This is a genomic window from Ideonella sp. FW305-24 (assembly GCF_058788035.1).
In genome coordinates, this window is record NZ_JBYTAI010000002.1 from 528959 (window position 1) to 553636 (window position 24678).

Sequence of the window (24678 nt, forward strand, 5' to 3'; positions counted from 1 at the left end):
AGCACGGCCCGATTGCCGGCGCGGCGAATAATACGCGCGAGGGCGCTGCCGTCCAGCGCCCTCGCTCGATTGCCTGTTGTTCGCTTGACCTGATTGACCCGCCGCTCATGCACGACCCCGCCGAAACCGCCCCCCTCGAAGCACTGAGCCCCACATCGCCGCAAACGGTACCTTCCCAGCCTGTGCGCCTGGCGGTGATCGGCGCCGGGCCGGCCGGGCTGACGCTGGCCTTGCTCGCCAGCACGCGCTGGCCGGAGGTGCAGGTCACGGTGTTCGATGCCCGAGCAGCCGACAAGGACGTCTCGGCCGATCCGCGCACGCTGGCGCTGTCGCTGGGCAGCGTGCAGCTGCTGCAGCAGTTGGGCGCCTGGCCGGCCGAGCAGGCACAACCCATCACGCAGGTGCATGTCTCGCAGGCGGCGCCCAACCTGCTGCGCGGCCTGCTGCCCAAGCTGAACCTGCCCCAGGCCGAGGTGCGCATTCGCGCCGACGAGCAGGCCGTGCCGATGCTGGGCGCGGTGCTGGCCTATGGCCAACTGGTGGCACCGCTGCAGGCGGCGTGGGCGGCACGCTGCGCGGCCGAGCCTGCCCGCCACCGCATGTGCTTTGGCACACCGGTGCAGGCGCTGAAGGATGTGGCCGGCGGCGTGGAGGTGGACGCTGGCACGGCAGAGACCTTCGACCTGGCGGTGGTGGCCGAAGGCGGCGTGTTTGCCGAGCAAGCGCGCAAGGCCGTGAGCCGCGATTACCAGCAGACCGCCTGGGTCGGCAGCGTGACGCTGGACGGCCATGCGCCGACCGGCGCTGCCTTCGAGCGCTTCACGCGCCACGGCCCTGTCGCCCTGCTGCCGCTGAAGCCGGCGGCGGACGGCACGGCGCGCGCGTCGCTGGTCTGGTGCGTGGACAGCCGCGACGATCCGGTCGCCCCGCTGGACGCGACGCAGCGTCGCATCGTGCTGAACACCTTGCTGTCGGATGCCGCGGGCCAGGTGCTGTTGGTGGGCCCGCTGAAGTCGTTTGCGCTGGGCTTGAATGCCGAGCGTGGGCTGGTGACCGGCCGGCAGGTGCGCATTGGCAATGCGGCGCAAACCTTGCACCCGGTCGCCGGCCAGGGCCTGAACCTGGGCCTGCGGGACGCCTGGTCGCTGGTGCACACCTTGCGCGGCGCGGCCGACCTGGACGCCGCGCTGCGCCGTGTCGCCTGGGCCCGCGCGCCGGACCGCTGGAGCATGATCGCCGCGACCGATTTCCTGGCCCGCAGCTTCACCTGGCAACTGCCAGGCCTGGCCACCGCGCGCGGCCTGGGCCTGGCCGCGCTGCAGGCCTTGCCGCCGGTCAAATCAGCACTGGCCCGGCAGATGATGTTCGGCAGGCGCTGACCGCCGCCTGATCAAGGCAGGCGCGGACCAGCGCCGGGCCGCCCCAAGCGGTCCGTGCACCCTCTCGGAGGGTGGTCTCACGTACCCGTGAGACCGGGTGCGCCATCTACATCAGTCCACTCGGAACATCAGGCGCAACCAGCTGGTCGTGCCTTCGGACTTGTTGCGCACCAGGAATTCCGGCAGCACCTTGACCTCGGCACCCCAGCGGCCGTCTTCGGACGAATAGCCCACCGCCGGGCCTGCGGCCAGCACCTGGGCCTTGTTGCCATCGGCCGCGACGCCCTCGCCCTTGTCCTTGGTGAACTGCTTGAGGAAGTAGCCCTGCAGGCCGGCGCGCCAGCTGTCGTTGACGCGATACATCAGCGAGTAGTCGGCATGCACGTACTGGCCGGACTTGTAGTCGGTCGCGGTGTTTTCGGTGTTGATCGAATAGGTCACGCGGGTGCCGAATTCCAGGCCGTTTTCCAAGGCGCGGCCATACAGGAAGCCGGGGCGGATCGTCCAGAACTTGCCGGCGCCTGGGTTGATGGCGCGGGTGGACTTGTAGTCGCCGGTGGGTGCGACCAGCGCGGCCAGCAGCACCAGGCGCGACTCGTCGTCCTGGAAGTCGACAAACGGCGCGATCTCGGTGTCGCCCAGGCCGGTCTGCGAACCGGAATTGGCCGCTGCCACGCCATTGAGCTGGGCCTGGATGGCGCTGGCCATCGAGCTGGGGAAGCCGGTCGGGAAGCGGCCGGTGGCTGTCGTGTGCACGTCCAGGTCAATGATGGGCAGCGTGACCGACAGGCCCAACCGGCCGTCGCCCAGGTGCGCTTCGCTGACCCAGGTCAGGCGCGGCACGAGCACGTTGGCGCTGATCTTGCCGCCGCGCACCGCGGACACACCATTGCCGAGATCGGTGACCTGGTCGTCGCCATCGCCGTTGCGGAACTTCGTCGCCTCGTAGTGCTGGGCCCAGACCTGCCCATACAAGCCCGGCAACTGGGGCAGCGTCATTTCCTGGCCTGGTGCGCCCAGCAAGGCGCGCAGCTGCTGATTTTCCGTGGCCTGCGCGGACAAGCCGATGGCCGCCAAAGTCAGGATGAATGCAGATCGCACCGGTTGATAGCGCATATGGAAAGCTCTGTGGTGTTTTAAAAGCAAGGGCGAGAAGATACCTTGGGATGTGTCGTTGCGTTAGTGGTTGTGACACCGGTTGTATTGAAGTTGCCACTTGTTGCCGTGACGCACGCCGCATCTCCATGAAGTTGACGGATGAAGGCCGTCGCGACGCGGCCCAAAACCAGACATGATTCGGGACATGAGTACTTTCACGCGCAGGGATTGCATGGGTTTGGCGCTGGCCGGTCTGGCCGGCTGGCCGGTGTTGGGCCATGCCGCTGACGCGCCAGCGGCCCCTTCCGCCGCGCCGACCGCGCCGGTGGAAATCGAGGGTTTCAAGTTCGAGCCCAGCGCCACCGTGGCCGGCAAGCCCTTGCTGCTGAACGGCGCCACCGTCTCGCTGATCCTCTCGGTGCGCACCACCGTGGTCGCGCTGTACCTGCCGCACAAGCAGACCACGCCCGAAGCCGCGCTGGCCGAACCCGGTGCCAAGCGCCTGTGCTTCTACAGCATGCGCGAGGTCTCGGCCAAGGACCTGTCCAACACCTTCCTCGACCGGCTGCGGCAAAACGCCGCCAGCGAGGAAATCGCCGCCAACTTCATCGCCATCGCCCAGTTCGGCTCGGCCTTCAGCAACCGCAGCAAGCTGGTGCGCGGCGACTTCGTGGTGATGGATTTCAATCCCACCACCAACCTGACCGAGATGACGCTCAACGGCCAGAAGGTGGGCGACGCGATGCAGGGCGAAAGCTTCTTCCGCATGCTGATGAAGATCTGGATGGGGCCGAAAGTGCGGCCGGCCACGCGCCGCGGGCTGCTGGGCGACAGCAACGCCACAGCCGCCTGAAGCGGGCACTCACCTTCGCCACGCACGCCGGGCCTGTCCCGGCGTTTTTCATGGTGGCCGCGATCTCCGTGCAGATTCGCACACCGGCCGCAGCGCATCGGGATTTGCGCGCATCAACCCGGCCCCGGTGCGACCGAAAGCAAGAGGATCCCTTTCCGTGCCGGAGGCCGCCTTGTCCCATTTCGATCTCTATGTCCAGCAAGCCACCACCTTGCCGGCAATGCCGGAAGTGGCGCGCAAGCTGCTGAACTCCTTCGACCGCGACGACCTGTCGCTGGGCGAGTTGTCCCAGCTGATCGGCCGCGACCAGTCGCTGGCCGCCAAGGTGCTGCGGCTGGCCAACTCGGCGCGCTACTCGCCTTCGCACACGGTCAGCACGCTGAACGACGCCGCCGCCTCGCTGGGCCTGCGCACGCTGCGCGACCTGACCCTGTCGGCCTGCATGACGGGCGCGTTCCCGAAGATGGACGGCTTCGACCGCGTGGGCTTCTGGCGCTCGACGCTGGCGGTGGCCGCGTATTCGCAAGCCCTGGCACCGGCGCTGGATGCGGACCCGGACACGGCCTACCTGGGCGGCCTAGTGGTGCGCACAGGGCAGATCCTGATGACGATGGCCGAGCCGGCTGCAATGGCCGAAGTGACGCGCCATGCCCGCGCGCCGGACAGCCGCATCGGCTTCGAGGCCACGCTGCTGGGCTGCAGCCATCCGCAGGTCAGCGCCGAGCTGGCCCGCCACTGGCAGTTCCCGCAAGCGCTGGTCGCCGCCTTCAGCGCGGCAGCCGACCCGATGGCCGCCCGCCCGTTCTGCCGCCTGGGTGTGGTGCTGCGCCTGGCCAGCGTGGTCTGCGACGCCGCCGAAATCCAGGTCAACCCGATCGAGAGCCTGCGCACGACGCAGGCCGCACTGATCAACCATGTGAACCTGGACCTGGCATGGGTGAAAGCGCATCTGCCCGATCATCGCCTGGCCACTGCTGGCGCCGACGCACTGATGCACTGATGCACTGATGCACTGATGCACTGATGCACTGAAAAGACGCCAGCTGCACGGCCGCCTTGCGCGGCCTGCCACTGACCGTTCACCCTGATTGCCTGCTTCCTGACGGCCTGAAACCAGCTCGGCCGGCGAGATTGATCAATTTGCCACCTACTCTTGGCAAATTGCGCCGAAGACCGAGCGTTATGGGCGCAATGCCTGCTTCTTGTTGGCCGCCGGCCTGCGGAAAATTCAACCACCCCGGCGCTCCCCGCGCCACCGGCAGGCCCGCACGCCCCGCGCTGCGAGGCCAATGACGCGCCCATCGCGCGCGTCCGGGCGCCTGCTTGCAACCTCTGCAGCCAGCCCGTTTCCAAAGCCGGCAAAGCAATCGAGACAAGGCAGAGACATCATGGTGAACTACATCGGCGTGGCCGACATCCAGCAATTGGTGCGCGCCATCGGCGCTGCGTCCTTCATCGAACAACTGGCTGGCGAGATCGAGACCGACTACCGGCGCTGGGCCCAGTTCGAGAAGTCGGCCCGAGTGGCCAGCCACTCCTCGGTCGGCGTGATCGAACTGATGCCGGCCAGCGACGGCCAGCTCTACGCCTTCAAGTACGTCAACGGCCACCCCAAGAACACGGCGGAAGGCCTGCTCACCGTGACGGCCTTTGGCGTGCTGGCGGATGTGAGCACCGGCTATCCGCTGCTGCTCTCGGAGCTGACGGTGACCACCGCGCTGCGCACCGCGGCGATGTCGGCGCTGGCGGCCAGGTGGATGGCCCGCCCGGACAGCCGCTCGATGGCGCTGATCGGCAACGGTGCGCAGAGCGAATTCCAGGCCCTGGCCTTCCACCGCATGCTGGGCATTCGCGAGCTGCGGCTGTACGACGTGGACCCGCTGGCCACCGCCAAGCTCGAACAGAACCTGCGCGCGCTACCCGAGTTGGCCGGCCTGCGCCTGGTGCGCGCAGCCAGCGTGGCCGAGGCAGTGCGCGGCGCCGACATCGTCACCACCGTGACGGCCGACAAGCGCAACGCGGTGATCCTGACCAAGGACATGATCGAGCCGGGCATGCACCTCAACGCGGTGGGAGGTGACTGCCCCGGCAAGACCGAGCTGGCGCGCGAAATCCTGCTGCGGCCGGACGCCCGCGTGATCGTCGAATACGAGCCGCAGTCCCGCGTCGAAGGCGAGATCCAGCAGCTGCCGGCCAACTTCCCGGTGATCGAGTTCGCCAACGTGGTCGCCAGCGGCCAGACGGCGCGCCGAAGCGCAGCCGAAGTGACGATCTTCGACTCGGTCGGCTTTGCGCTGGAAGACTTCTCGGCGCTGCGCTTCCTGCACCAGTTGCTTGGCAGCGGCCTGCACGGCACGCGCCAGATCGACCTGGTGCCGCGGCTGGACGACCCGAAGGACTTGTTTGGCGGCACGCTGGGCAGCGCCGCAGCCGGGCCGGCGCGCCTGCGCCGCGTGGCCTGAAGACCGGGGGCAGGCCGCCTACCCGACGGCCTGCCGACAGCTTCGTGCCGAATTCCATATGCAATCCATATGGGTCCGGTTTCAGAATCTGTCGCACTGCAGCAATACCGCTGTAAGCGACAACATTGACTGGAGGGCCCCATGGCTGCTCTGACCGGATTCCACGCCCTGCCGCTGTCGACAGTCAGCGCTCCCCCGCTGCGCGACGAAGGCTTCACCACCGCCAAGCTGACCGATCCCGCGCTCAGCCTGCTGACGGACCTGAGCCATGCCCCCTGCGTGATGGCCGATCACCTCGACGGCCTGGACTCGACCATCCACACGATGGTGCGCGCCCACGTGCACATGGCCTTCGTGACCGGCGTCGACGAACAGGTCGTCGGCATGATCACGACCGACGACCTGCAGGGCGAGCGCCCGATGCAGCGCGCCCAGGCCGACCATGTGCGCTTCCAGGACCTGACGCTGGAACAGCTGATGACCCCGGTCTCGCAATGGCAGGTGCTGACCTCCGCGCAGGTGGCTCACGCCCGCGTCGGCGACATCGTCTCGACGCTGCGCGAACACGGCCTGCGCTACCTGCTGGTGGTGAACCCCGGCACGCCGCGCCCGGTGCTGCACGGCATCTTCTCGGCTCGCCGCCTCGAAACCGCGCTGGGCATGGACCTGCGCAGCGACCTGCACGCCCGCAGCTTCGCCGAGCTGGAATCGCTCATCGGGCATTGATGGGGCATCCGGTCTCGCGAGTACGCGAGACCACCCGCCGGGCGGGTTGGCGGGGCCGCTTGGGGCGGCCCGGCGCTGGCCCCCGTGACATGGGGCACCCGGTCTCGCGCATACGCGAGACCACCCGCCGGGCGGGTTGCGGGGCCGCTTGGGGCGGCCCGGCGCTGCCCCCGTGACATGGGGCACCCGGTCTCGCGAGTACGCGAAACCACCCGCCGGGCGGGTTGGCGGGGCCGCTTGGGGCGGCCCGGCGCTGGCCCCGTGACATGGGGCACCCGGTCTCGCGAGTACGCGAGACCACCCGCCGGGCGGGTTGCGGGGCCGCTTGGGGCGGCCCGGCGCTGGCCCCGCGTGACATGGGGCACCCGGCCTCGCGACTACGCGAGACCACCCGCCCGGCGCGCGAGACGCGCGGGCGCCACAGCCGGCATTCACCGTCGATTTGCATGATCGCAAAACGGGTTCGATGCCTTACGCTTCGGCCATGCCCATACGCCGCATCACCGGCCCGTACGCGGGCCACTACGTCGCCGCCCGGGCCGAGTACCGGCACGGTGGCTGGCAAGGTTTCGCCAAGGTGTTCGACTACCGCCCGGTGGCCGGTGCCGACTTCGACACCGCGCCCGGCGCGGTGGCAGACGTGGTCGGCAGTTGGGTCGAAGCGCCCAGCGAGCTGGACGCGGTGCAGAGCGCCGAACGCGTCGCCCGCAACTTCATCGCACAGCTGACCGAAGACGACGCCTGAACGGGGCTCCGCTCAGCCCGGCAGCTGGTACTCGAAGCACCAGTAGTAGCTCAGCCCGGCCAGCGCTGTCGGGTTCGGCAAGGGCCTGCCCATGCCATCGATCAGCGCGACCAGCTCTTCACGGCTCGGGAAGTTCTTCAGCACCCGGTGCGTCGAGCCATCGGCCAGCCGACGCGCCTGGTAGCTGTCGCCAGCGGCATCGATCTCGCTGATCGCATGGTTGCTGCCGGCGACAAACTGGTTGTCGATCAGCAGCACGCGGGCGCCCGGCGCCAGGCAGCAGTGCAGGCCTTGCAGGAATTCGCGGCGGCGCGCGATGGGCACATGCGAGAACCAGAAGCCTGCAAACGCCGCGTCCAGCCCGCGCCAGTCTTCGGGCAGCGCATAGGCATCGCCCTCGCGGAACGTGACCCGGTCCGGCGCCACGCGCTGCTGCGCGATCGCCATCGTCTCGGGTGACGCATCCAGCGCCAGCACATGCTTTGCCGCCGGCGCGATGAACTGGGTCCAGAACCCGGTGCCACACGCCACCTCCAGCACCCGCAAGCCTTCGAAGCGCCTCGGCAGCTCGGCTTGCAGCAGGGCAATGTCGGCCTGCCGCTCCGGCTTCTCGTAGACCAGGTCGTACTCGGGCGCACGCGCCGCGTAGTAGCGCTGCATGCCTTGCGCGCTGCCATCGGTTTCGGCCGGTGCCATCAGGCACCTGTTTGACGGGCCGCCGTTCACAGCTTGCGATGCGCCAGTGCCGGCAATTGCACGCGCACGGTGTCGCGCCGGGTCTGCGCAAGGTCGGCGATGGCGATGCCGGGGCCTTCGTCGACGACGGACAGGACTTCGCCCCAGGGGTCGATGACCATGCTGTGGCCCCAGGTGCGGCGGCCGTTTTCGTGTTCGCCGCCTTGCGCACTGGCCAGCACGTAGCACTGGTTCTCGACCGCGCGGGCGCGCAGCAGCAGTTCCCAGTGGTCGCGGCCCGTGGTGTAGGTGAAGGCGGCGGGCACGACGATCAGGTCGCAGAGCGGCTGCATCATCGCGCGGAAAAGCTCGGGGAAGCGCAGGTCGTAGCAGATGGCCAGGCCCACGCGCAGGTCCACCCCGTCCACCTTCGCGTCGAAGGTGGCGGGCGTGTCGCCGGGCTCCAGCACACGCGCTTCGTCGTAGCGCTCCTTGCCGTTGTCGAACGAGAACAGGTGGATCTTGTCGTAGCGGATGACCCGCTCGCCATCCGGGTTCCACACGCAGCAGGCGTTGCGCACGCGGCCCGGCTGCGTGCCATGGATCGGCAGCGTGCCGCCCACCAGCCACAGCCCATGTTCACGCGCCATCGCGGCCAGCGCGTCCTGGATCGGGCCGTGGCCGTCGGCCTCGGCGATGGCCAGCTTGTCGTCGTCGCGCCGGCCCATCAGGCAGAAGTATTCGGGCAGCGCGGCAAGCCGGGCGCCTTGCGCTGCGGCCTGGGCGACCAGCTCGGCGGCAGCGGCGAGATTGCGGTCCACGTCGGGCGTGGCGACCATTTGCAGGGCGGCGATCTTCATGCCGTGCAGCATACCGCCGCGGCCGGTTCAGGGCGCGGCCGGGGCCAACGCGGCAGAGGCCGCAGGTGTCGGCAGCAGCGGCGCGTCCAGGTCCGGCAGAGGCTCGTTGGCCTTGCGTTCGACCGAGACGACATTGGGCTTGTCCCAGGGGCCGGTGACCTGGAACTCACGGGTGCTGGCCTGCATCAAGGGCTTGCGCAGGAACCATTGGGCCAGGAAGGTGCCCAGGCCGATCACTGGGTTGATCGCGGCGTAGGCCAGCGAGGCGGTACCGGCATTGATCTCGGGCACCACGACCACGCGCAGGTTCTGGGTTTCCTGGCGCATGTTGGCGCTGCCTTCCATCAGCACCACCGCCTGCGCGCTGCGAATGCGCAGGTTGTTGGTGCGCGCCACGCCATCGGCCAGCGCAATGTCGGCGCTGGCGTTGTCGAATGCAAAGCCTTCCTGGAACACATCGCGGAAGTCCAGCAGCAGCCGGCGCGGCAGGTTCTGAAGGCTGAGCACGCCCAGCAGCCGGCCGACGCCGGCATCGACTTTCAGGAACTGCCCGCTGTCCAGCGCCAGCTGCATCTGGCCGGTCATCTCGGCCCATTCCGGCGTCAGCGGCGAGCCGGTCCAGGCCAGCTGGCCCAGGATGTGGCCCTTGCCACCACGCATCACCCGGCCCATGCCCATGCGCTCCAGCAGGCCACCGCTGTCGCTGAGGTCCAGCCGGAAATCCATCGCCATGCGCCGGCGCGGGCCGGGCGACCACTGGCCGCTGCCCACGAGCTTGGCCTCGGGCGATGTCAGGTTCAGCTTGGAAAGCCGCCAGTCCGCCCCCTTGTAGGCCGCGTCCACCTCCAGCTTGCCCAGCTTCTTGCCGGCCAGCTCGAAGTCGTCGATCACGATGTCCAGCGCCGGCGGATGGTCACCCGGGTCGTCGAGGATGTCGTCCACCGCATCGGCCTCCGACTGCGGCAGCGCCAGCCGCGTGAAGCGTGCGTGCACCAGGCCGGCCCGCTCGCCGGCCTGCGGGCGGTAGTCGATCTGGCCCTGCGCCTGGTCGGCCTGCAGGTTGGCGCGCCAGTGTTCGCCGTCCGCCCCGGCGCGGCGCTGGGCCTGCGCGCTGAGGCGGGTCAGCTTGCGCCCGCCCATGGCCAGCGACTGGGCGCGCAGGCTGATGTCGGTCGGCTCGTAGGACGAATGTGCACCGGTGCCGGCGGCGTCCCCCGCCGCCGGGCCGGCCAGCTGGGCCGAAAGCTTGCGCCAGGCGTCGATGTCCACCGTGCCCAGCTTCAACAGCGCCTGCACCGTGCCCGGCGTCAGCGTCGGCAGCGTGTCGCCCACCGCCAGCGCGCCGCGCAGCACCACAGGCGTGGGCTGCGAAATGTCGCGCTGGTATTCGGCCTGCAGCAGGCTGCCCAGCTCGACGCGCAAGGTGTCGCGCGTGATCGCCGCGGCGCCGCCAGCCGCCGGCACCGAAGGGCCCAGCGTGGTCTGGTAGCGCAGCGGCAGCGCGGCCTCGGCCGCCTTGCCCAGCGGTGCGGGCAAGGCGCTGGCCATGCCGGTCAGCGGGCTGGTGATCTGCAGCTCGGTCTGGCCATGCACGACACCGAGCTGCAGCTTGTACGGCGACTGGCCGCTGAGCTGGGTGCCCAGCTTGGCAACCCAGCCGAGTTCGGTGGCGCGGCGCAGCCCTTCGGCGGTGGCCGTCCCCTGGCCCTGGAAGCGCACGATGCCGTCCGGCCCCATGTTGCCCTCGAAGGTGGCGTCACCGCCCACCAGCCGCGCCGCGCCGCCGCTGACGCTGAAGCCGTGCTGGCTGAAGTCGACCCGGGCCTGGGTGTTGGCAAACACCGGCAGGTCCGGCCGCAGCCGGATCTCGTTGCCGGCCAGTTGCACCTGGCCCTTGACACTGGTGTTGTTGACGTCGTCCAGCGGAATCACGAGCCCCAGCTGCAGCGTCATCGGACCGGTGCCGGTGGTGTCGTGCAATGCGCCGCTGATCAGCTTGTCGACCGGCGATGCGGCGACGTAGCGCAGCCCGTCGGCCAGCGGGCCGCGCACCGTGCCGTCGATGCTCAGCGCCGGCTTGGACATCAGGTCACGGATGTCGCCGTTGACGTTGGTCAGCGCCAGCCCCCAGACCTTGGCCTGGGCATTGCGGATCTGCATGCTGACGCGGTCGAACACCAGGTCGCCGCTGAGCTGGCTGAAGGCCGGCCAGGCGGGCGCCGCGCCGGGCTCGGCCGGCACATACGCAAAGTCCAGGTTGTGCACCTTGGCGGCAATGTGGAACTCGCCCTCGGCGGCCTTGGGGAACGGGAAGTGCCACAGGTCACCGCGCAGCTTGAAGTTCAGCTGCGAAATGTCACCCCCCAGCACGGCACCGGACACATATTGCCGCGCGCTGGGGCCAACGCCCAGCGGCAGGTAGCGGGCGACGCGCGCCGCCTTCAGCTGCGTGGCATGGCCGCTGAGTTCCAGCCGACCGGGGAAGCGTGCGCCGGCACCGTGGTCAGCCAAGCTGCCCGGCGGCTCGCCGGCCGCGCCGACCACGCCTTCGCCGGTCTGCCAGCGGGCGGACACATCGCCCTGCCCATCTTCGTTGGCGAAACGGCCGTCCTGCACCAGGAGCTGGATGGCCGGCAGCAGGCCGGGACGCGGCTGCAGTTGCCAGACCAGCTTGGCCTGGAAACGCGCCAGCGGCACCAGCGGGTCTTCGAAAACGCCCGGCAGCTCCAGCGCGCCATCGGTCACGCTGAGCCGGGCTTCGCCGCCGGTCTCATTGGCCTGCAGGTCCAGGTCTGCGCCGCGCCAGCCTGGCCGGCCGGGACCCTGGCCAGCCTCGGGTGGCTGGGCCGACAGCGAACTGCCGCTGAGCCTGCCCTTGACGCGGTAATGCTGCGGCGCCTGCGGCGAGCCGCTCCAGCTCAGCTGCAGACCTTGCACCAGGCCTTGCGGCGCGCTGTCCTGCAGCGTGCGCAGCAGCGCGGCCGGCAGCGGCAAGCGGCTGGCCATGCGGGCGAGCAGGGCCAGGTCCAGCCGGTCGGCGCTGAACTCGCCACCGGTGATGGGCGCGGCATTCGCCGTGGCGAAGGGAATGGCGGAGCTGGCTGCGGCGGGCTCGGAAGCAGTCGGTTCGGGCGCGGAAGCCGATGTTTCGGGCGTCACTTCGGACGCCGCAGCAGCGGCCAGCGGCACGCGCTGCCGGTCCGGTTCGGCCAGGCTGGCGACCAGGTCCTGCTGCTGCAGCCAGCTGAGCGCAACCCGGCTGGCCGGCCAGGCCACGCCGTCTTCGGTCGCAAAAGCCAGCTCGCGGGCGTCCAGCCGCACCCGGTCCGGCTCGCGCTCGGCCTGCAGCCGGCCGCTGACGCTGCGCAGCGCCAGCGGCGCCAGTTCGCGGCCCAGGCGCAGTTGCAGCGTCTGCAGCGCCATGTCCAGCGTGGCGGCGCGCCACTGGCCTTGTGCCAGGTCCAGCCAGGCCCGCAGGCTGCCCTGGCCGGCCAGCAGCTCGAACGGCAGCTGCACGTGCTGGTGCAGGCTGGCGACATCGACATAAGGCAGGTCGGCGTGCAAGGTGCCGTTCCAGCGCTGCCAGTCGCCGGCCGGCGCCAGCAGCGGCTGGGTGAAGCGGCCGCGGGCACTGAAACGCTGGCCCCAGCCGGCCGGCGGCGTAGCGTCCAGCCGCAGGTCGTGGTGGCGCAGGCTGTTGCGCACGACGATGTCCACGTCCTCCAGCGCCAGCGGCGGCGCGTCGCGCTGCTCGTCGACCCAGCGCAGTTGGCCATGGCGCACCACGAACTCGGGCTGCGCGAAGAACCAGTTGCTGGCCAGACCATCGGACCCGTCAGCACCGCTGTTGAAGGCCAGGCCGCCCACGTGCAGATGGCCACTGCGGTCTCGCCGCACCTCCAGCTGCGCGCCCTCGATGTAAAGCTGGGAGAACCGCAGCGACAAGACCAGCAGCGAGCGTGGCGACACCGCGGCCGAGACCAGCGGCAGCGTCAGCGCCGGTCGGCCGGCAACGTCTGCGAGCTGCACGTCATGCAGCGCCAGCACCGGCACCCAGCCGGGCGAGCGCGCCTCGATGCGCCCGATGCGGACGGACACCCCCAATGCGCGTGAGGCATGCGCCTCGACCTGGGGGCGCCATTCGTCGATGTGCGGCAGAATCCCCCAGTGCAATATCAGCCACCCCAGAAGCAATAAGCTCCAGAGCGTGATCAGCATCAGCAGCACGGCACGGAAGGCACCGCGTGAGAGGGACACGAGCAAGTGACGGCGAGGCTTCGGGCCTCGCTCAGAATCAGACGGCATCAACGGCATGGAATCGATGTCCAGGCGCGCGATGCCCGGCCTTCGGCTGCCGGGAAATGGGCGGGCTGAAGGGCGGACGCTCCGCAACGTTGTCGCTCGCCTGAGTTCCAGCGCAATCTAGCACAGACATTTTGCTGCCTCGATGGGTTCCTTACATCCTGTGACCGCCACAGCGGCCGCGCTCGCCGAACACAGCCGCTTCGTGCAGCGCGTGCGCCGCCGCCATGCGGCTGAACTGGCCCTGCTGCCGCCGGGCGCGCCCGACCACGCCAGCATCACGGCGCTGATTACGCAGTTGCAAGCTGCAGGCCGCCCGCTGGCCAGCGCCATGCGCGTGGCACGCCAACTGGTGCTGGAACGGCTGGCGGTGCTGGACGTGGAGCAGCAGGCGCCGCTGGCCAGCATCACCCACGCGATGACCGCGCTGGCCGAGGTCACGCTGGGCCTGGCGCTGGCACAGGCCCGGCTGGACGCCAACGCACGCCACGGCGCGCCGCGCGACGCCAATGGCGAGGCGATCGACTTCTGGATCATCGGCATGGGCAAGCTGGGCGCACGCGAGCTGAACGTGTCGTCCGACATCGACCTGATCTACGTCTACGAAGACGACGGCCAGACCGACGGCCCGCAGCCAATCTCGGCGCACGAATACTTCAGCGCGGTGGCGCGCCAGCTCTACACGCTGATCGGCGACGTGACCGACGACGGTTTTGTCTTCCGCGTGGACCTGGCGCTGCGGCCCAACGGCAACTCCGGCCCGCCGGTGGTCAGCCTGGCGATGCTGGAAGAGTATTTCCTGGTCCAGGGCCGCGAGTGGGAGCGTTTTGCGTGGCTGAAGAGCCGCGTGGTCGCGCCGCGCGAGGCGGTCACCAGCGGCCGGGCGCTGCAGTTGCGCGCGCTGGTCACGCCGTTTGTCTACCGCAAGTACCTGGACTACGGCGTGTTCGAGGGCCTGCGCCAGCTGCACCGGCGCATCCGCGAGGAAGCGCAGCGCCGCGCCGCCGGCCGGCCGGAGCGCGCCAACGACGTGAAGCTGTCGCGCGGCGGCATCCGCGAGATCGAGTTCATCGTGCAGCTGCTGCTGGTGGTGCGCGGCGGGCAGTTCCCCGAGATCCGCACCCGCTCCACGCTGAAAGCGCTGGACAAGCTGGCCGCTGGCGGGCTGATGAAGGTCGACACGGCGCAGAAACTGGCCGAGGCCTACAGCTTCCTGCGCCAGGTCGAGCACCGCATCCAGTACCTGGACGACCAGCAGACGCATGTGCTGCCCACGGCAGACGCCGACCTGGGCTGGATCGCCGCCAGCATGCAGCTGTCCTGCAGCAGCCTCGCCTGCCCGCTGACCGACAAGCTCTGCGAGGTGCGCGAGCTGGTGGCCACCGAGTTCGACACCTTGCTGCACGACGGCCAGGCGCCCGGTCGCGGCGGCTGCAAGGGCGGCACCTGCGGCGCACCGCTGCCGCTGGACAGCGAACAGCTGATGGCCAAGCTGCCCGAAGGCCTGGCCGAGCGGGTGCGCGCGCTGATCGCCAGCCCACGCGTGAAGGCCTTGCGCGACGACAGCAAGCTGCGCCTGGGCAAGCTGATGCTGCGCGCGGCCGGCGCGGTGGCCCAAGGCCATTGCAGCCTGGCTGCGGCGCAGCGCTTTGTCGACTGGATCGAACCGCTGCTGCGGCGCGAGAGCTACCTGGCGCTGCTGGTCGAGCGGCCTGGCGTGCAGCAGCGGCTGTTGAAGCTGCTGGGGCTGGCGCGCTGGCCGATGCGCTATCTGATGCTGCACCCCGGCGTGATCGACGAGCTGGCCGACGAGCGGCAGATGGCCGAGCGCTTCGACCGCACTGCCTTCACCGCCGACCTGAACGAGCGCCACGCCGCCTGGCAGCGCTCCGGCGAAGCCGACGAAGGCGCGCTGCTGGACACGCTGCGCCGCGCCCACCACGCCGAAGTCTTCCGCACGCTGGTGCGCGATGTGGAGCAGCGCATCACCGTCGAACAGGTGGCCGACGACCTTTCGGCGCTGGCCGACGCGATGCTGGACTGCACGCTGCGCTGGGCCTGGCAACACCTGAAGCAACGCCACCGCGAGACGCCGCAGTTCGCTGTCATCGCCTACGGCAAGCTGGGCGGCCTGGAACTGGGCTACGGCAGCGACCTGGACGTGGTCTTCGTCTACGACGATGCCGACGAGGCCGACCCCGACCTGGCGCAGGAAATCTACGCCGGCTTCGTGCGCAAGCTGATCAGCTGGCTGACGCTGCGCACCGCGGCCGGCGAGCTGTTCGAGATCGACACCGCGCTGCGGCCCAACGGCGGCTCCGGCCTCTTGGTCAGCTCGATCAACTCCTTCGACAAGTACCAGCGCGGCCGCGGCGGCAACACCGCGTGGACCTGGGAGCACCAGGCCATCACCCGTGCCCGCTTCTGCGCCGGCACGCCGCATTTGGGCGAGCGCTTCGAGGCCACGCGGCGCGCGGTCATCAGCGCGCCGCGCGAGGCGCAGGCGTTGAAGGACGAGGTGCGCACCATGCGCGAGAAGGTGCGCGCCGCGGTGCCGGTGAAAAGCGGGCTGTTCGACGTCAAGCACAGCCCCGGCGGCATGATGGACGCCGAGTTCGCGGTGCAGTACCTGGTGCTGTCGCAAAGCGGCAGCCACCCGGCGCTGCTGGACAACGCCGGCAACATCGCGCTGCTGCAGCGCGCCGAAAACGCCGGCCTGCTGCCGGCCGGCGTGGGCAGCGCGGCGGCCAATGCCTACCGCGAGCTGCGCCGCGCCCAGCACCGGGCCAGGCTGGACGAACAGCCCACGCAATTCGACCCCGCCAGCCTGGCCAGCGAACGCGACGCGGTGCTGGCGCTGTGGCGAGCGGTGTTCGAGGCTTGACGGCGCGACTCGCGCGCAGCGCCTGGCCCCTGCTTGCGCTGCTGCTGGCATTGGCGGCCTGGCTGCTGCAGTCCCAGCCCACCGAACGCTGGGACTGGCAACCCGCCCTGGTCTGGCAACAGCCCTGGCGCTGGTGGAGCGCTGCCGCGGTGCACTGGAGCGCCCGCCACCTGCAGATGAACCTGGCCGGCGCCGCGCTGCTGGCCTGGCTGGGCTGGCGTGCCGCAGCCGGCTGGCGCGCCAGCGCGGCCTGGGCGCTGGCATGGCCACTGACGCAACTGGGACTGCTGGCACAACCCGCGCTGGCGCACTATGGCGGGCTGTCCGGCGTGCTGCATGCCGGCATGGCGGTGCTGGCAATGCAGCTGCTGCGCCGGCCCGGCCGCGAGCGCTGGCTGGGCGGGCTGATCGCCTGCGGGCTGCTGCTCAAGATCGCCACCGAACAGCCCTGGGCCGGGCCGCTGCGCCAGGTGCCGGGCTGGGACTTTGCGCTGGCGCCAGCGGCGCACCTCAGCGGCGCGCTGGTCGGCGCCGCCTGCGGCCTGCTGCTGACGCGGCGCGACACCGCGCGGGCCGCCCACACCGCCTGAGAGAACCTGAGAGTTTTTGAATGACCGATCGCAAGACCCAGCTCGACGCGCTGGCTGTGTGCTGCCTGGTGGGCTGCGCGTTGCTGTGGGGCGTGAACCAGACGGCCACCAAAGTCGCGCTGCAGGAAGTGCCGCCGCTGCTGCAGGCCGCTGGCCGTTCACTGGGCGCCGCCATGCTGCTCGGGCTGTGGGCCACGTTGCGCGGCTTGCCCTTGAAGCTCGCGCGCAAGGCCTGGGCACCGGGGCTGCTGGCCGGCCTGCTGTTCGCGGCCGAGTTTGGCTGCATCTTCATCGGCCTGCAGTACACCAGTGCCTCGCGCATCGTCATCTTCATCTACCTGGCGCCGTTCATCGTCGCGCTGGGCATGCCGCTTGTGGCACCGGGCGAGCGGCTGGGCGCGCTGCAGTTCGGCGGGCTCATCGTCGCCTTTGCCGGCGTGGTCTGGGCTTTTGCCGAAGGCTGGGGGGCAGCCGCCGCCGGCCCGCGCCAATGGCTGGGCGACTCGCTGGGCGTCGTGGCCGCCGCGTTGTGGGCAGGCACCACGCTGACCATCCGCGGCTCGTCGCTGTCGCAGACACCGCCGGAGCAGACGCTGATGTGCCAGTTGCTGGTCTCCAGCCTGGCGCTGGGCGCTGCGGCCTGGTTCAGCGGCGAGGCCTGGCCGGCCGGGCCGCTGCGTGCGGTGACCTGGGCCGCGCTGGGTTTCCAGACCGTCATCATCACCTTCGCCAGCTACCTGCTGTGGTTCTGGCTGGTGCGGCACTACCCGGCCACGCGGATCTCGGCCTTCACGCTGCTGACGCCGGTGTTCGGCCTGCTGGCCGGCGTTTGGCTGCTGAACGAGCCGCTGACCGTGCGGCTGCTGGTGGCGCTGGCCGCGGTGGTGCTGGGCACGGCACTGGTCAGCCGGCCTTCGCCGCCGCGCGTTGTCGCGCAGGCGCCAGGGCCCGCCCCGCGGGCTGACTAGACTGGCGCTTTCGCCCACAACATCAGGAGACACCCCGTGATCACGCTCTGCGGCTTCGCACTTTCGAACTACTACAACAAGGTCAAGATGGTGCTGCTGGAAAAGCAGATCCCGTTCGTGGAGGAGCGGGTCATGGGCGCCAAGGGCGAAGACGTGTTGAGCTGCTCGCCGCTGGGCAAGGTGCCGTTCATCCGCACCGCGCAGGGCAACCTCTGCGAGAGCCAGACCATCGTCGAATACCTCGAAGCCACCTACCCTCAGCCGGCCCTCGCGCCGGCCGATGCCTGGGGACAGGCCAAGGTGCGCGAGCTGACGACCTTCATCGACCTGCACCTGGAACTGGTGGCGCGCGAGCTGTACCCGCAGGCGTTTTTCGGTGGCACCGTCAGCGAAGGCAACCAGGCGCGGCTGCGCAAGCTGCTGATGCGCAACATCGCAGCCTTCCAGCGCCTGGCCAAGTTCGCGCCTTACGTGGCCGGCGAACAGTTCACCACGGCGGACTGCGCCGCCTTTGTCTCGCTGCCGCTGGTGGCGCTGTCCACCAAGCTGGTGCTGGGCGAAGACCTGCTGGCTGCCGGCGGCGTCAACTGGAAAGCGTATGTGCAGCTGGTCGGCCAGCGGCCCAGCGCGCAGCGGGTCACGGCCGACCGCGTGGCCGAGCAGGAGTCGCAGCTGGCCGCACTGAAGGGCAGCAAGCCGGCCTGAGTTTTCCGAAGCGCTGCCAAAGCCGGGTACGCCCGGCTTTTTTTCGCCCCTACCGCCGGCAATACTTATCAGTAGACAAATTGAACTGATCGGTATAAAAATTGAACCAGTCAGTTTTATGCCGCCGGGTCCGCCTGGGCGGGTTCGCTGCACCGCGTCATTTGTTACAACTCCGGGGTGAAAAAAGATGGAACCAACCGAACACGGGCCTGTCAGACAGACGTGGGTTGGGTTTTGGCACTTCGGTGCCGACCCCGGTCTCAGGCTGGCAACACCTGGGGCTGTCTTCTTAAAGCCGCGCAGCCTGTCAGTTGATCTGGCTGTCACCCGGGAGGGCCTCTCCTCCTCCCTCCCTCCCTGTTGCGCTCCCGGGCGCTGCGCGGCTTCCTTCTTCTCCCCACACCTCCCACGGCACACGCCTGAACCACATCGGCCTGCGCAAGCAGCGTCCCGGTCTTCGGTTCGCCCCGCTCTCCGTTCTTCCTCTGGCTCGCGCCCGTTGCGCAGGAGTTGCGCTTGAACGCCGCCCAGGCGCAGCCACGCATCGCCGTCGTCGGCGCCGGCATTTCAGGCCTGGCTGCGGCCTGGCAGCTGCAGCGCGAGTTGCCGCAAAGCCGGGTCACGCTGTTCGAGACCGAAACCCGATGCGGCGGCCACGCCCACACGGTGGACCTGGTGCTGAACGGCGTGCGACACGGCGTGGACACCGGATTCCTGGTCTACAACGAGCGCACCTACCCGGGCCTGATCGCGCTGTTCGAAGCGCTGCAGGTGCCGACCGCGCCGGCGGAGATGTCGTTTTCGGTCCAGTCCGCCGGGCTGGAATGGAGCGGCAGCTCGCTCAACACCGTGTTCGCCCAGCGCCGCAACCTGGTCTCTCCGGCGTTCTGGGGCATGCTTGCCGACCTGCTGCGCTTCAACCGCCTTTGCACCGCGCTGGCCCAATCCGGTGACGATGCGGCGCTGGCCATGCCGATTGCCGAATTCCTGGCGGTGCATCGCTTCGGTGAGCGCTTCCGGCTCGACTACCTGCTGCCGATGGTGGCCTGCATCTGGTCCTGCCCGGTCGAGCAGATGCTGCAGTTCCCGGTCGGCACGCTGATCCGCTTCTGCCACAACCACGGCCTGCTGCAGGTGCAGGACCGGCCGCAGTGGTACACGGTGCGCGGCGGCTCCCGGGTCTATGTGGACAAGCTGCGCGCGCAGCTGGCCGATGTGCGCACCGGCCACACGGTGCAGGCGGTGCGCCGGCTGCCCCCCGGCTCCGGCCTGGGCGGCGTGATGCTGGATGGCCTGCGCGCGGACGGCACGGCCCACAGCGAGCGCTTCGACGAAGTCGTGCTGGCCTGCCACAGCGACCAGGCGCTGGCGCTGCTGCCAGACGCCAACGGCGACGAACGCCAGTTGCTGGGCGCCATCCGCTACCACGCCAACCGCGCAGTGCTGCACACCGACGCCTCGCTGCTGCCGCGCCGCAAGCTCGCCTGGGCCGCCTGGAACTACGAACGTGCCGCGGGGCAGGACCAGGAACGCAGCCACGTCTGCCTGCACTACCTGCTGAACCGGCTTCAGCCGCTGCCCTGGCAAGCGCCGGTGATCGTTTCGCTGAACCCGGTGCGCGAGCCGCACCCGGCCACCGTGCATAGCGAGTTCGACCATGCACACCCGGTGTTCGACCAGGTCGCGGTGGCGGCCCAGCAGGCCTTGCCGCGCATCCAGGGCGCCAGCCATGTCTGGTTCTGCGGCGCCTGGACACGCTACGGCTTCCATGAGGACGGCCTGCAGTCCGGACTGGCCGTGGCCCGCGCGCTGGCAGCCACGCAGCGCGCCCAGTCCTGGCCGCTGAGTGCCTGAAAACTGCATGTCGACCACCACCGTTTCCCACTCGCGAGCCCTGCTGGGCATTGGCGAGGTGCGGCACCAGCGGCTGCGGCCGGTCGCCCACGGCTTTGCCTACCCCAGCTTCTTCCTGCTGCTGCCGATGCGCACGCTGCGCCGCCAGCCCTGCACCGCCTTGCCGCGCAACCGCTTCGGCCTGATCGCCTTCCATGACCGCGACCATGGCGACGGCGGGGCCGACAGCCTGGCCTGGGTCGAGGGCCTGCTGGCGCGCGAAGGCCTGCTGGCCCGGGCCGACGGCGAGATCTGGCTGCATTGCCTGCCGCGCGTGCTGGGCTATGCCTTCAAGCCAGTGAGCTTCTGGTACGCGCACAGTGCCGACGGCGCGCTGGTGGCCGTGGTCGCCGAGGTTCACAACACCTTTGGCGAGCGGCATTGCTACGTGCTGCACGGCGAGCCTTGTGAGCGCCCCCAGGGCCGGGCTCCGCCCAGCCCGCCCCCCGAGGGGGTCAAGGAAACTTGGGGCAGCCCTGCGTTTCCTTGCGACACCTTGCCCTGGGGCCGCGAGCTGCATGCGCGCAAGCAGATGCACGTCTCGCCGTTCTGCGAGGTCACCGGTGGCTACCGCTTCCGCTTCCTGCGCAACGACCTCGGCCCGCGACCGGCCGCGCAGCCACGCACGGTCGTGCGCATCGAACACGACGACGCCGATGGCCTGCTGCTGCGCACCAGCGTCAGCGGCGCGCTGCAGCCGCTGACGCGCGCCGCGCTGCTGGCCGTCTTCTGCCGCATGCCGCTGTTGACGCTGGGCGTCACCGCCCGCATCCACTGGCAAGCCTTGCTGCTGTGGCGCAAGCGCGTGCCGTTTTTCCGCAAACCCGAAGCGCCCGCGGCCGTTGCCTCGCGCGGCGCCCCCTGGCCTGACCCTGGTGCCCGCCCATGAATGTGTCCACTGCGCCCACCGCCTCGTCTGCCCAACATACAACCGCGACAAAGCGCGCACAAAGGGCCAGGCCGCCGTTTGCCGCACGCCAGGTGTTGCGGCTGCTGCAAGGCCTTGGCCACGGCAACCTGACCCTGCACACGCCCGACGGCGAGCAGCTGCACTTCGGCCCGCGCGACGCGCCCGGCGCGGTGCTGCGGCTGCACGACTGGCGCGTCTTTGCCGCGGTGCTGAAGTCTGGCGACGTGGGCTTTGGCGAGGCCTACATGGCCGGAGAGTGGAGCTCGCCCGACCTGCCGGCCCTGCTGCGCCTGTTGATGGCCAACCGCGAGCAGCTCGAACGCGCTGTCTACGGCAGCTGGTGGGGCAGCCTGCTGCACCGCGTGCGCCATGCGCTGAACCGCAATTCGCGCGAAGGCAGCCGCCGCAACATCGAGGCGCATTACGACCTGGGCAATGATTTCTACCGGCTCTGGCTGGACGAAACCATGAACTACTCCAGCGCCTGGTTTGACGGCGACCTGCAGCAGCCGCTGGACCAGGCGCAGCGCGCCAAGCTTGGCCGCGCGCTGGACGCCTGTGGGCTGCGGCCGGGCCAGCGCGTGCTGGAAATCGGCTGCGGCTGGGGGGCTGTGGCCGAGGCTGCTGCGCAGCGCGGTCTGGAACTGACCGGCGTGACGCTGTCCACCGAGCAGCTGGCTTTTGCGCAAGCGCGGCTGGCCCGCCAGGGGCTGGACGGCCTGGCCAAGCTGCGCCTGCAGGACTACCGCGACGTGCCGGAAAGCGGCTTCGACGCGGTGGTCTCGATCGAGATGTTCGAAGCCGTGGGCCAGGCCTACTGGCCACAGTTCTTCCGCGGTGTGCATGCCAAGCTCAAGGCCGGCGGCCGGGCCTGCGTCCAGTCCATCACGCTGCGCGACGAGCTGTTCGAGCGCTACGCCGGCGGCACCGATTTCATCCAGCAATACGTCTTCCCCGGCGGCATGCTGCCCAGCCCCACGGCCTTCCGTGAACAGGCGGCGCAGGCGGGGCTCAGGGTGGTCGACGAAATGGCTTTCGGGCCAGACTATGCCGAGACGCTGCGCCGCTGGCGCGCCGCCTTCCTGGCCCAGGAGGAAGCCGTGCGCCGCCAGGGCTACGACGACCGTTTCCTGCGCCTGTGGGACTTCTACCTTGCCTACTGCGAGGCGGCCTTCGAGAGCGGCAATACCAACGTCATGCAGTTCACGCTGCAGCGCGACTGAGGCCCACGGCCATGGCCCAACACCCTCGCCGCCACCTGCTCGCCGCACTGCTGGCCCTGCCGCTGTGGACACAGGCTGCAGCGCCGGCCAGCACGCCGCCGGCCGAGGTGCGCGAGGCGCTGGGCGAGGCCGCGCAGCTCCAGGGCCAGGGGCGCATGCGGTTCCTCGGCATCGCCATCTACGAGATTGCCTTGTGGGCGGCAACACCGGTCGGCGCCAGCGACTGGGCCGGCAAGCCGCTGGCGCTGGAGATTCGCTACGCCCACGGGCTGGACGGCGCGAAGATCGCCGAGCGCTCGCTGGACGAGATGCAGCGCCAGGGCGGCTTCAGCGCCGCCCAGGGCACGGCCTGGCTGGCCCGCATGAAGGAACTCTTCCCCGACGTGAAGCCGGGTGACCGCATCACCGGCGTGCTCGAACCTGGCCTGGCGGCGCGCGTTTACGTCAACGGCCGCGCGGTTGGTGAGCTGCGCGACGCGGCGTTTGCCAACCGCTTCTTCGGCATCTGGCTGTCGGACGCGACTTCGGAGCCCGCGCTGCGCCAGCAGTTGCTGGGCCGCGCGCCGTGAGCCTGGCCGCAGCCCTCGCCCCACCGCTGCCCGGCTGGCGCGCCGGCCTGGCCTATGGCGGGTTGGGCCTGCCGCTGGCCTTCGTGGCCCTGCCGCTCTACGTGGTGCTGCCCGAGCACTACGCACGCAGTTTCGGCGTGCCGCTGGCAAGCCTGGGCGCAGTGCTGCTGCTGGCACGTGCCGGGGACGCGGTGATCGACCCGCTGATCGGCCGCGGCGTGGACAGGCTGCTGCGCCGCCCGCCACGCGACTGGGCACTGATGGCGCTGGCCGCCGCACTGCTGCTGGCCGCCAGCTTCCACGGCCTGTTTTTCCCGCCGGTGCGCGGCAGCCCGGCATTGCTGGCCTGGTGCGCGCTGATGCTGGCCGGCTGCTACCTGGCCTACAGCGCACTCAGCGTGCTGCACCAAGCCTGGGGCGCAAGCCTGGGCGGTGACGAAGCCCAGCGGGCCCGCGTGGTCGCCTGGCGCGAAGGGCTGGGGCTGCTGGGCGTGATCACGGCCAGCCTGCTGGCCGGCGTGAGCCTGCAGTGGACCAGCGCGGTGCTGGCCGCCACCCTGGCCGCGGGTCTGGTCGGCCTGTCGCGCGCACCGCGGCCGCAGGTGGTGCTGGCCGTTGCCGAAGCCGCACCGTCGCTGCTGGCGCCACTGCGCCATGCGCACTTCCGGCGGCTGTTGGGCGTCTACCTGCTGAACGGCATGGCCAGCGCGATCCCGGCCACGCTGGTGCTGTTTTTCATTCGCGACCGGCTGCAGGCGCCCGCGCTGGCGCCGCTGTTCCTGGGCGCGTATTTCCTCGCCGCCGCGCTGTCGCTGCCGCTGTGGGTGCGCAGCGTCAAGCGGCTGGGGCTGGCGCGCTGCTGGGCGCTGGGCATGGGCCTGGCGGTGCTGAGTTTTCTCGGCGCGGTGGCGCTGGGCGCTGGCGACACGCTGGCCTACGGCCTGATCTGCGTGGCCAGCGGCGTGGCGCTGGGCGCGGACCTCAGCGTGCCGCCCGCACTGCTGGCCGGCCTCTTGCGCGAAGAAGGCCTGCACGGCCGCAGCGAAGGCGCCTGGTTCGGCTGGTGGCAGCTCTGCACCAAGCTGAACCTGGCGCTGGCGGCCGGCGTGGCGCTGCCGCTGCTGCAGGCGCTCGGCTATGCGCCAGGCCATGCCGATGCGGCTGCCGGCCTGGCATTGGCCACCGTGTATGGCGTGCTGCCCTGTGTGTTGAAAACCCTGGCTGGCCTGCTGCTGTGGCACGGCTGGCTGAGAAAAAAGGTGCCCGAATGTTTGCCCGCCTGAACACCCGCTGGCCTCGCCTGGCCGGGCTCGCGCTCAGCGCGCCGCTGTGCCTGGCCTTGTTGTCCGGCTGCGCCAGCCCGACGCCGGCCGACTACGCCAGCCAGACCCCGGTGCTGAACTTGCGCAGCTATTTCAACGGCCCGATGAGCGCGCAGGGGCTGTTCACCGACCGCTCGGGCAAGGTGGTACGCCGCTTCAGCGTGGCCCTGAACGGTCGCTGGGAAGGCGATGAGGGCGTGCTGGAGGAGGACTTCGTCTACAGCGACGGCGAGCGCCAGCGCAGGGTCTGGCACCTGCGCCAGCTGCCCGATGGGCGTTACACCGGCAGCGCCGACGACGTGGTCGGCGAGGCCGTCGGCCAGGCCGCGGGCAATGCACTGAACTGGCACTACACGTTGCGCCTGCCGGTGGACGGCACGGTCTACGAGGTGCAGTTCGACGACTGGATGTACCTGATGGATGCCCACGTGATGCTGAACAAGGCGGCGATGCGCAAGTTCGGCTTCCAGCTCGGCGAGGTCACGCTGGCCTTCTACAAGCCATGAACCCGGCC

Annotated in this window: 20 protein-coding genes; 16 read left to right on the top strand and 4 right to left on the bottom strand. The window is 69.9% G+C overall.

Translation table 11 applies throughout. The features are described from left to right. The first annotated feature begins 107 nt into the window (after window positions 1–107). The gene (locus AC3WR5_RS08040; RefSeq protein WP_492483339.1) at window positions 108–1379 is read left to right on the top strand and encodes an FAD-dependent monooxygenase; all 1272 of its coding nucleotides are present in this window, start codon (window positions 108–110) and stop codon (window positions 1377–1379) included. Between the two features lie 111 nt (window positions 1380–1490). Here AC3WR5_RS08040 and AC3WR5_RS08045 read toward each other — a convergent pair whose 3' ends face one another. Then, window positions 1491–2480, bottom strand: coding sequence for a SphA family protein (locus AC3WR5_RS08045; RefSeq protein ID WP_492483341.1), 990 nt, complete (start codon window positions 2478–2480; stop codon window positions 1491–1493). A gap of 202 nt (window positions 2481–2682) precedes the next feature. Here AC3WR5_RS08045 and AC3WR5_RS08050 point away from each other — a divergent pair, with 202 nt between their 5' ends. The 5 genes from AC3WR5_RS08050 to AC3WR5_RS08070 all read left to right on the top strand — a co-directional run bounded on the left by AC3WR5_RS08050 (window position 2683) and on the right by AC3WR5_RS08070 (window position 7263). Then, complete coding sequence (locus AC3WR5_RS08050) at window positions 2683–3330, top strand: chalcone isomerase family protein (protein WP_492483343.1); 648 nt, start codon at window positions 2683–2685, stop codon at window positions 3328–3330. 172 nt (window positions 3331–3502) lie between these two features. Next, entirely contained in the window at window positions 3503–4330 is an 828-nt protein-coding gene (locus AC3WR5_RS08055) for an HDOD domain-containing protein (RefSeq protein WP_492483344.1), read from the top strand. A 388-nt stretch (window positions 4331–4718) separates the two neighbouring features. After that, on the top strand, window positions 4719–5792 hold the full coding sequence (gene ocd / locus AC3WR5_RS08060) for an ornithine cyclodeaminase (protein WP_492483346.1): 1074 nt from the start codon (window positions 4719–4721) through the stop codon (window positions 5790–5792). Window positions 5793–5933: 141 nt separating this feature from the next. Beyond that, window positions 5934–6518 carry a CBS domain-containing protein gene (locus AC3WR5_RS08065; protein ID WP_492483348.1) on the top strand — a complete coding sequence of 195 codons (585 nt, stop codon included), beginning with the start codon at window positions 5934–5936 and terminating at the stop codon, window positions 6516–6518. A 484-nt stretch (window positions 6519–7002) separates the two neighbouring features. Then, window positions 7003–7263, top strand: a complete 261-nt coding sequence (locus AC3WR5_RS08070; protein WP_141291766.1) for a hypothetical protein — start codon at window positions 7003–7005, stop codon at window positions 7261–7263. 12 nt (window positions 7264–7275) lie between these two features. On the opposite strand, the gene AC3WR5_RS08075 is transcribed toward AC3WR5_RS08070, so the two are convergent. The 3 genes from AC3WR5_RS08075 to AC3WR5_RS08085 are packed head-to-tail and all read right to left on the bottom strand — an operon-like array spanning window position 7276 to window position 13055. Continuing rightward, complete coding sequence (locus AC3WR5_RS08075) at window positions 7276–7959, bottom strand: class I SAM-dependent methyltransferase (protein ID WP_141291768.1); 684 nt, start codon at window positions 7957–7959, stop codon at window positions 7276–7278. A gap of 26 nt (window positions 7960–7985) precedes the next feature. Then, on the bottom strand, window positions 7986–8798 hold the full coding sequence (locus AC3WR5_RS08080; RefSeq protein WP_231010295.1) for a carbon-nitrogen hydrolase family protein: 813 nt from the start codon (window positions 8796–8798) through the stop codon (window positions 7986–7988). Between the two features lie 27 nt (window positions 8799–8825). Next, complete coding sequence (locus AC3WR5_RS08085) at window positions 8826–13055, bottom strand: YhdP family protein (RefSeq protein WP_492483351.1); 4230 nt, start codon at window positions 13053–13055, stop codon at window positions 8826–8828. A 190-nt stretch (window positions 13056–13245) separates the two neighbouring features. On the opposite strand from AC3WR5_RS08085, the gene glnE reads away from it, so the two are divergent. The 10 genes from glnE to AC3WR5_RS08135 all read left to right on the top strand — a co-directional run bounded on the left by glnE (window position 13246) and on the right by AC3WR5_RS08135 (window position 24670). Beyond that, the gene (gene glnE / locus AC3WR5_RS08090; RefSeq protein WP_492483353.1) at window positions 13246–15984 is read left to right on the top strand and encodes a bifunctional [glutamate--ammonia ligase]-adenylyl-L-tyrosine phosphorylase/[glutamate--ammonia-ligase] adenylyltransferase; all 2739 of its coding nucleotides are present in this window, start codon (window positions 13246–13248) and stop codon (window positions 15982–15984) included. Continuing rightward, window positions 15981–16574 (top strand): rhombosortase, encoded by a 594-nt coding sequence (gene rrtA / locus AC3WR5_RS08095; RefSeq protein ID WP_492483355.1) that lies wholly within the window; start codon window positions 15981–15983, stop codon window positions 16572–16574. The genes glnE and rrtA overlap by 4 nt, the downstream gene beginning before the upstream one ends. Window positions 16575–16594: 20 nt before the next feature. Then, window positions 16595–17542 carry a DMT family transporter gene (locus tag AC3WR5_RS08100; protein WP_492483357.1) on the top strand — a complete coding sequence of 316 codons (948 nt, stop codon included), beginning with the start codon at window positions 16595–16597 and terminating at the stop codon, window positions 17540–17542. Between the two features lie 36 nt (window positions 17543–17578). Continuing rightward, entirely contained in the window at window positions 17579–18247 is a 669-nt protein-coding gene (locus tag AC3WR5_RS08105) for a glutathione S-transferase (RefSeq protein WP_492483359.1), read from the top strand. A gap of 516 nt (window positions 18248–18763) precedes the next feature. Then, window positions 18764–20101 carry an NAD(P)/FAD-dependent oxidoreductase gene (locus AC3WR5_RS08110; protein ID WP_492483361.1) on the top strand — a complete coding sequence of 446 codons (1338 nt, stop codon included), beginning with the start codon at window positions 18764–18766 and terminating at the stop codon, window positions 20099–20101. A gap of 7 nt (window positions 20102–20108) precedes the next feature. Continuing rightward, window positions 20109–21029, top strand: coding sequence for a DUF1365 domain-containing protein (locus tag AC3WR5_RS08115; RefSeq protein WP_492483362.1), 921 nt, complete (start codon window positions 20109–20111; stop codon window positions 21027–21029). Beyond that, a complete protein-coding gene (locus AC3WR5_RS08120) occupies window positions 21026–22273 on the top strand; it encodes a class I SAM-dependent methyltransferase (RefSeq protein ID WP_492483364.1) in 1248 nt (415 codons plus the stop codon). The genes AC3WR5_RS08115 and AC3WR5_RS08120 overlap by 4 nt, the downstream gene beginning before the upstream one ends. An 11-nt stretch (window positions 22274–22284) precedes the next feature. After that, window positions 22285–22842 (top strand): chalcone isomerase family protein, encoded by a 558-nt coding sequence (locus AC3WR5_RS08125; RefSeq protein ID WP_492483366.1) that lies wholly within the window; start codon window positions 22285–22287, stop codon window positions 22840–22842. Continuing rightward, window positions 22839–24125, top strand: a complete 1287-nt coding sequence (locus AC3WR5_RS08130; protein WP_492483368.1) for an MFS transporter — start codon at window positions 22839–22841, stop codon at window positions 24123–24125. Before AC3WR5_RS08125 ends, AC3WR5_RS08130 begins: the two co-directional genes overlap by 4 nt. Beyond that, window positions 24110–24670, top strand: a complete 561-nt coding sequence (locus AC3WR5_RS08135) for a DUF3833 domain-containing protein (RefSeq protein ID WP_492483370.1) — start codon at window positions 24110–24112, stop codon at window positions 24668–24670. Before AC3WR5_RS08130 ends, AC3WR5_RS08135 begins: the two co-directional genes overlap by 16 nt. Window positions 24671–24678: the final 8 nt, after the last annotated feature.

Excerpts from the sequence above, each read along its gene's own strand:
- AC3WR5_RS08135 (WP_492483370.1), top strand. The coding sequence starts at position 24,110 with ATGTTTGCCCGCCTGAACACCCGCTGGCCTCGCCTGGCCGGGCTCGCG.
- ocd (WP_492483346.1), top strand. The coding sequence starts at position 4,719 with ATGGTGAACTACATCGGCGTGGCCGACATCCAGCAATTGGTGCGCGCC.
- AC3WR5_RS08120 (WP_492483364.1), top strand. The coding sequence starts at position 21,026 with ATGAATGTGTCCACTGCGCCCACCGCCTCGTCTGCCCAACATACAACC.
- AC3WR5_RS08070 (WP_141291766.1), top strand. The coding sequence starts at position 7,003 with ATGCCCATACGCCGCATCACCGGCCCGTACGCGGGCCACTACGTCGCC.
- AC3WR5_RS08065 (WP_492483348.1), top strand. The coding sequence starts at position 5,934 with ATGGCTGCTCTGACCGGATTCCACGCCCTGCCGCTGTCGACAGTCAGC.
- AC3WR5_RS08125 (WP_492483366.1), top strand. The coding sequence starts at position 22,285 with ATGGCCCAACACCCTCGCCGCCACCTGCTCGCCGCACTGCTGGCCCTG.
- glnE (WP_492483353.1), top strand. The coding sequence starts at position 13,246 with ATGGGTTCCTTACATCCTGTGACCGCCACAGCGGCCGCGCTCGCCGAA.
- AC3WR5_RS08050 (WP_492483343.1), top strand. The coding sequence starts at position 2,683 with ATGAGTACTTTCACGCGCAGGGATTGCATGGGTTTGGCGCTGGCCGGT.
- AC3WR5_RS08075 (WP_141291768.1), bottom strand. The coding sequence starts at position 7,959 with ATGGCACCGGCCGAAACCGATGGCAGCGCGCAAGGCATGCAGCGCTAC.
- AC3WR5_RS08080 (WP_231010295.1), bottom strand. The coding sequence starts at position 8,798 with ATGAAGATCGCCGCCCTGCAAATGGTCGCCACGCCCGACGTGGACCGC.
- AC3WR5_RS08115 (WP_492483362.1), top strand. The coding sequence starts at position 20,109 with ATGTCGACCACCACCGTTTCCCACTCGCGAGCCCTGCTGGGCATTGGC.
- AC3WR5_RS08040 (WP_492483339.1), top strand. The coding sequence starts at position 108 with ATGCACGACCCCGCCGAAACCGCCCCCCTCGAAGCACTGAGCCCCACA.
- AC3WR5_RS08100 (WP_492483357.1), top strand. The coding sequence starts at position 16,595 with ATGACCGATCGCAAGACCCAGCTCGACGCGCTGGCTGTGTGCTGCCTG.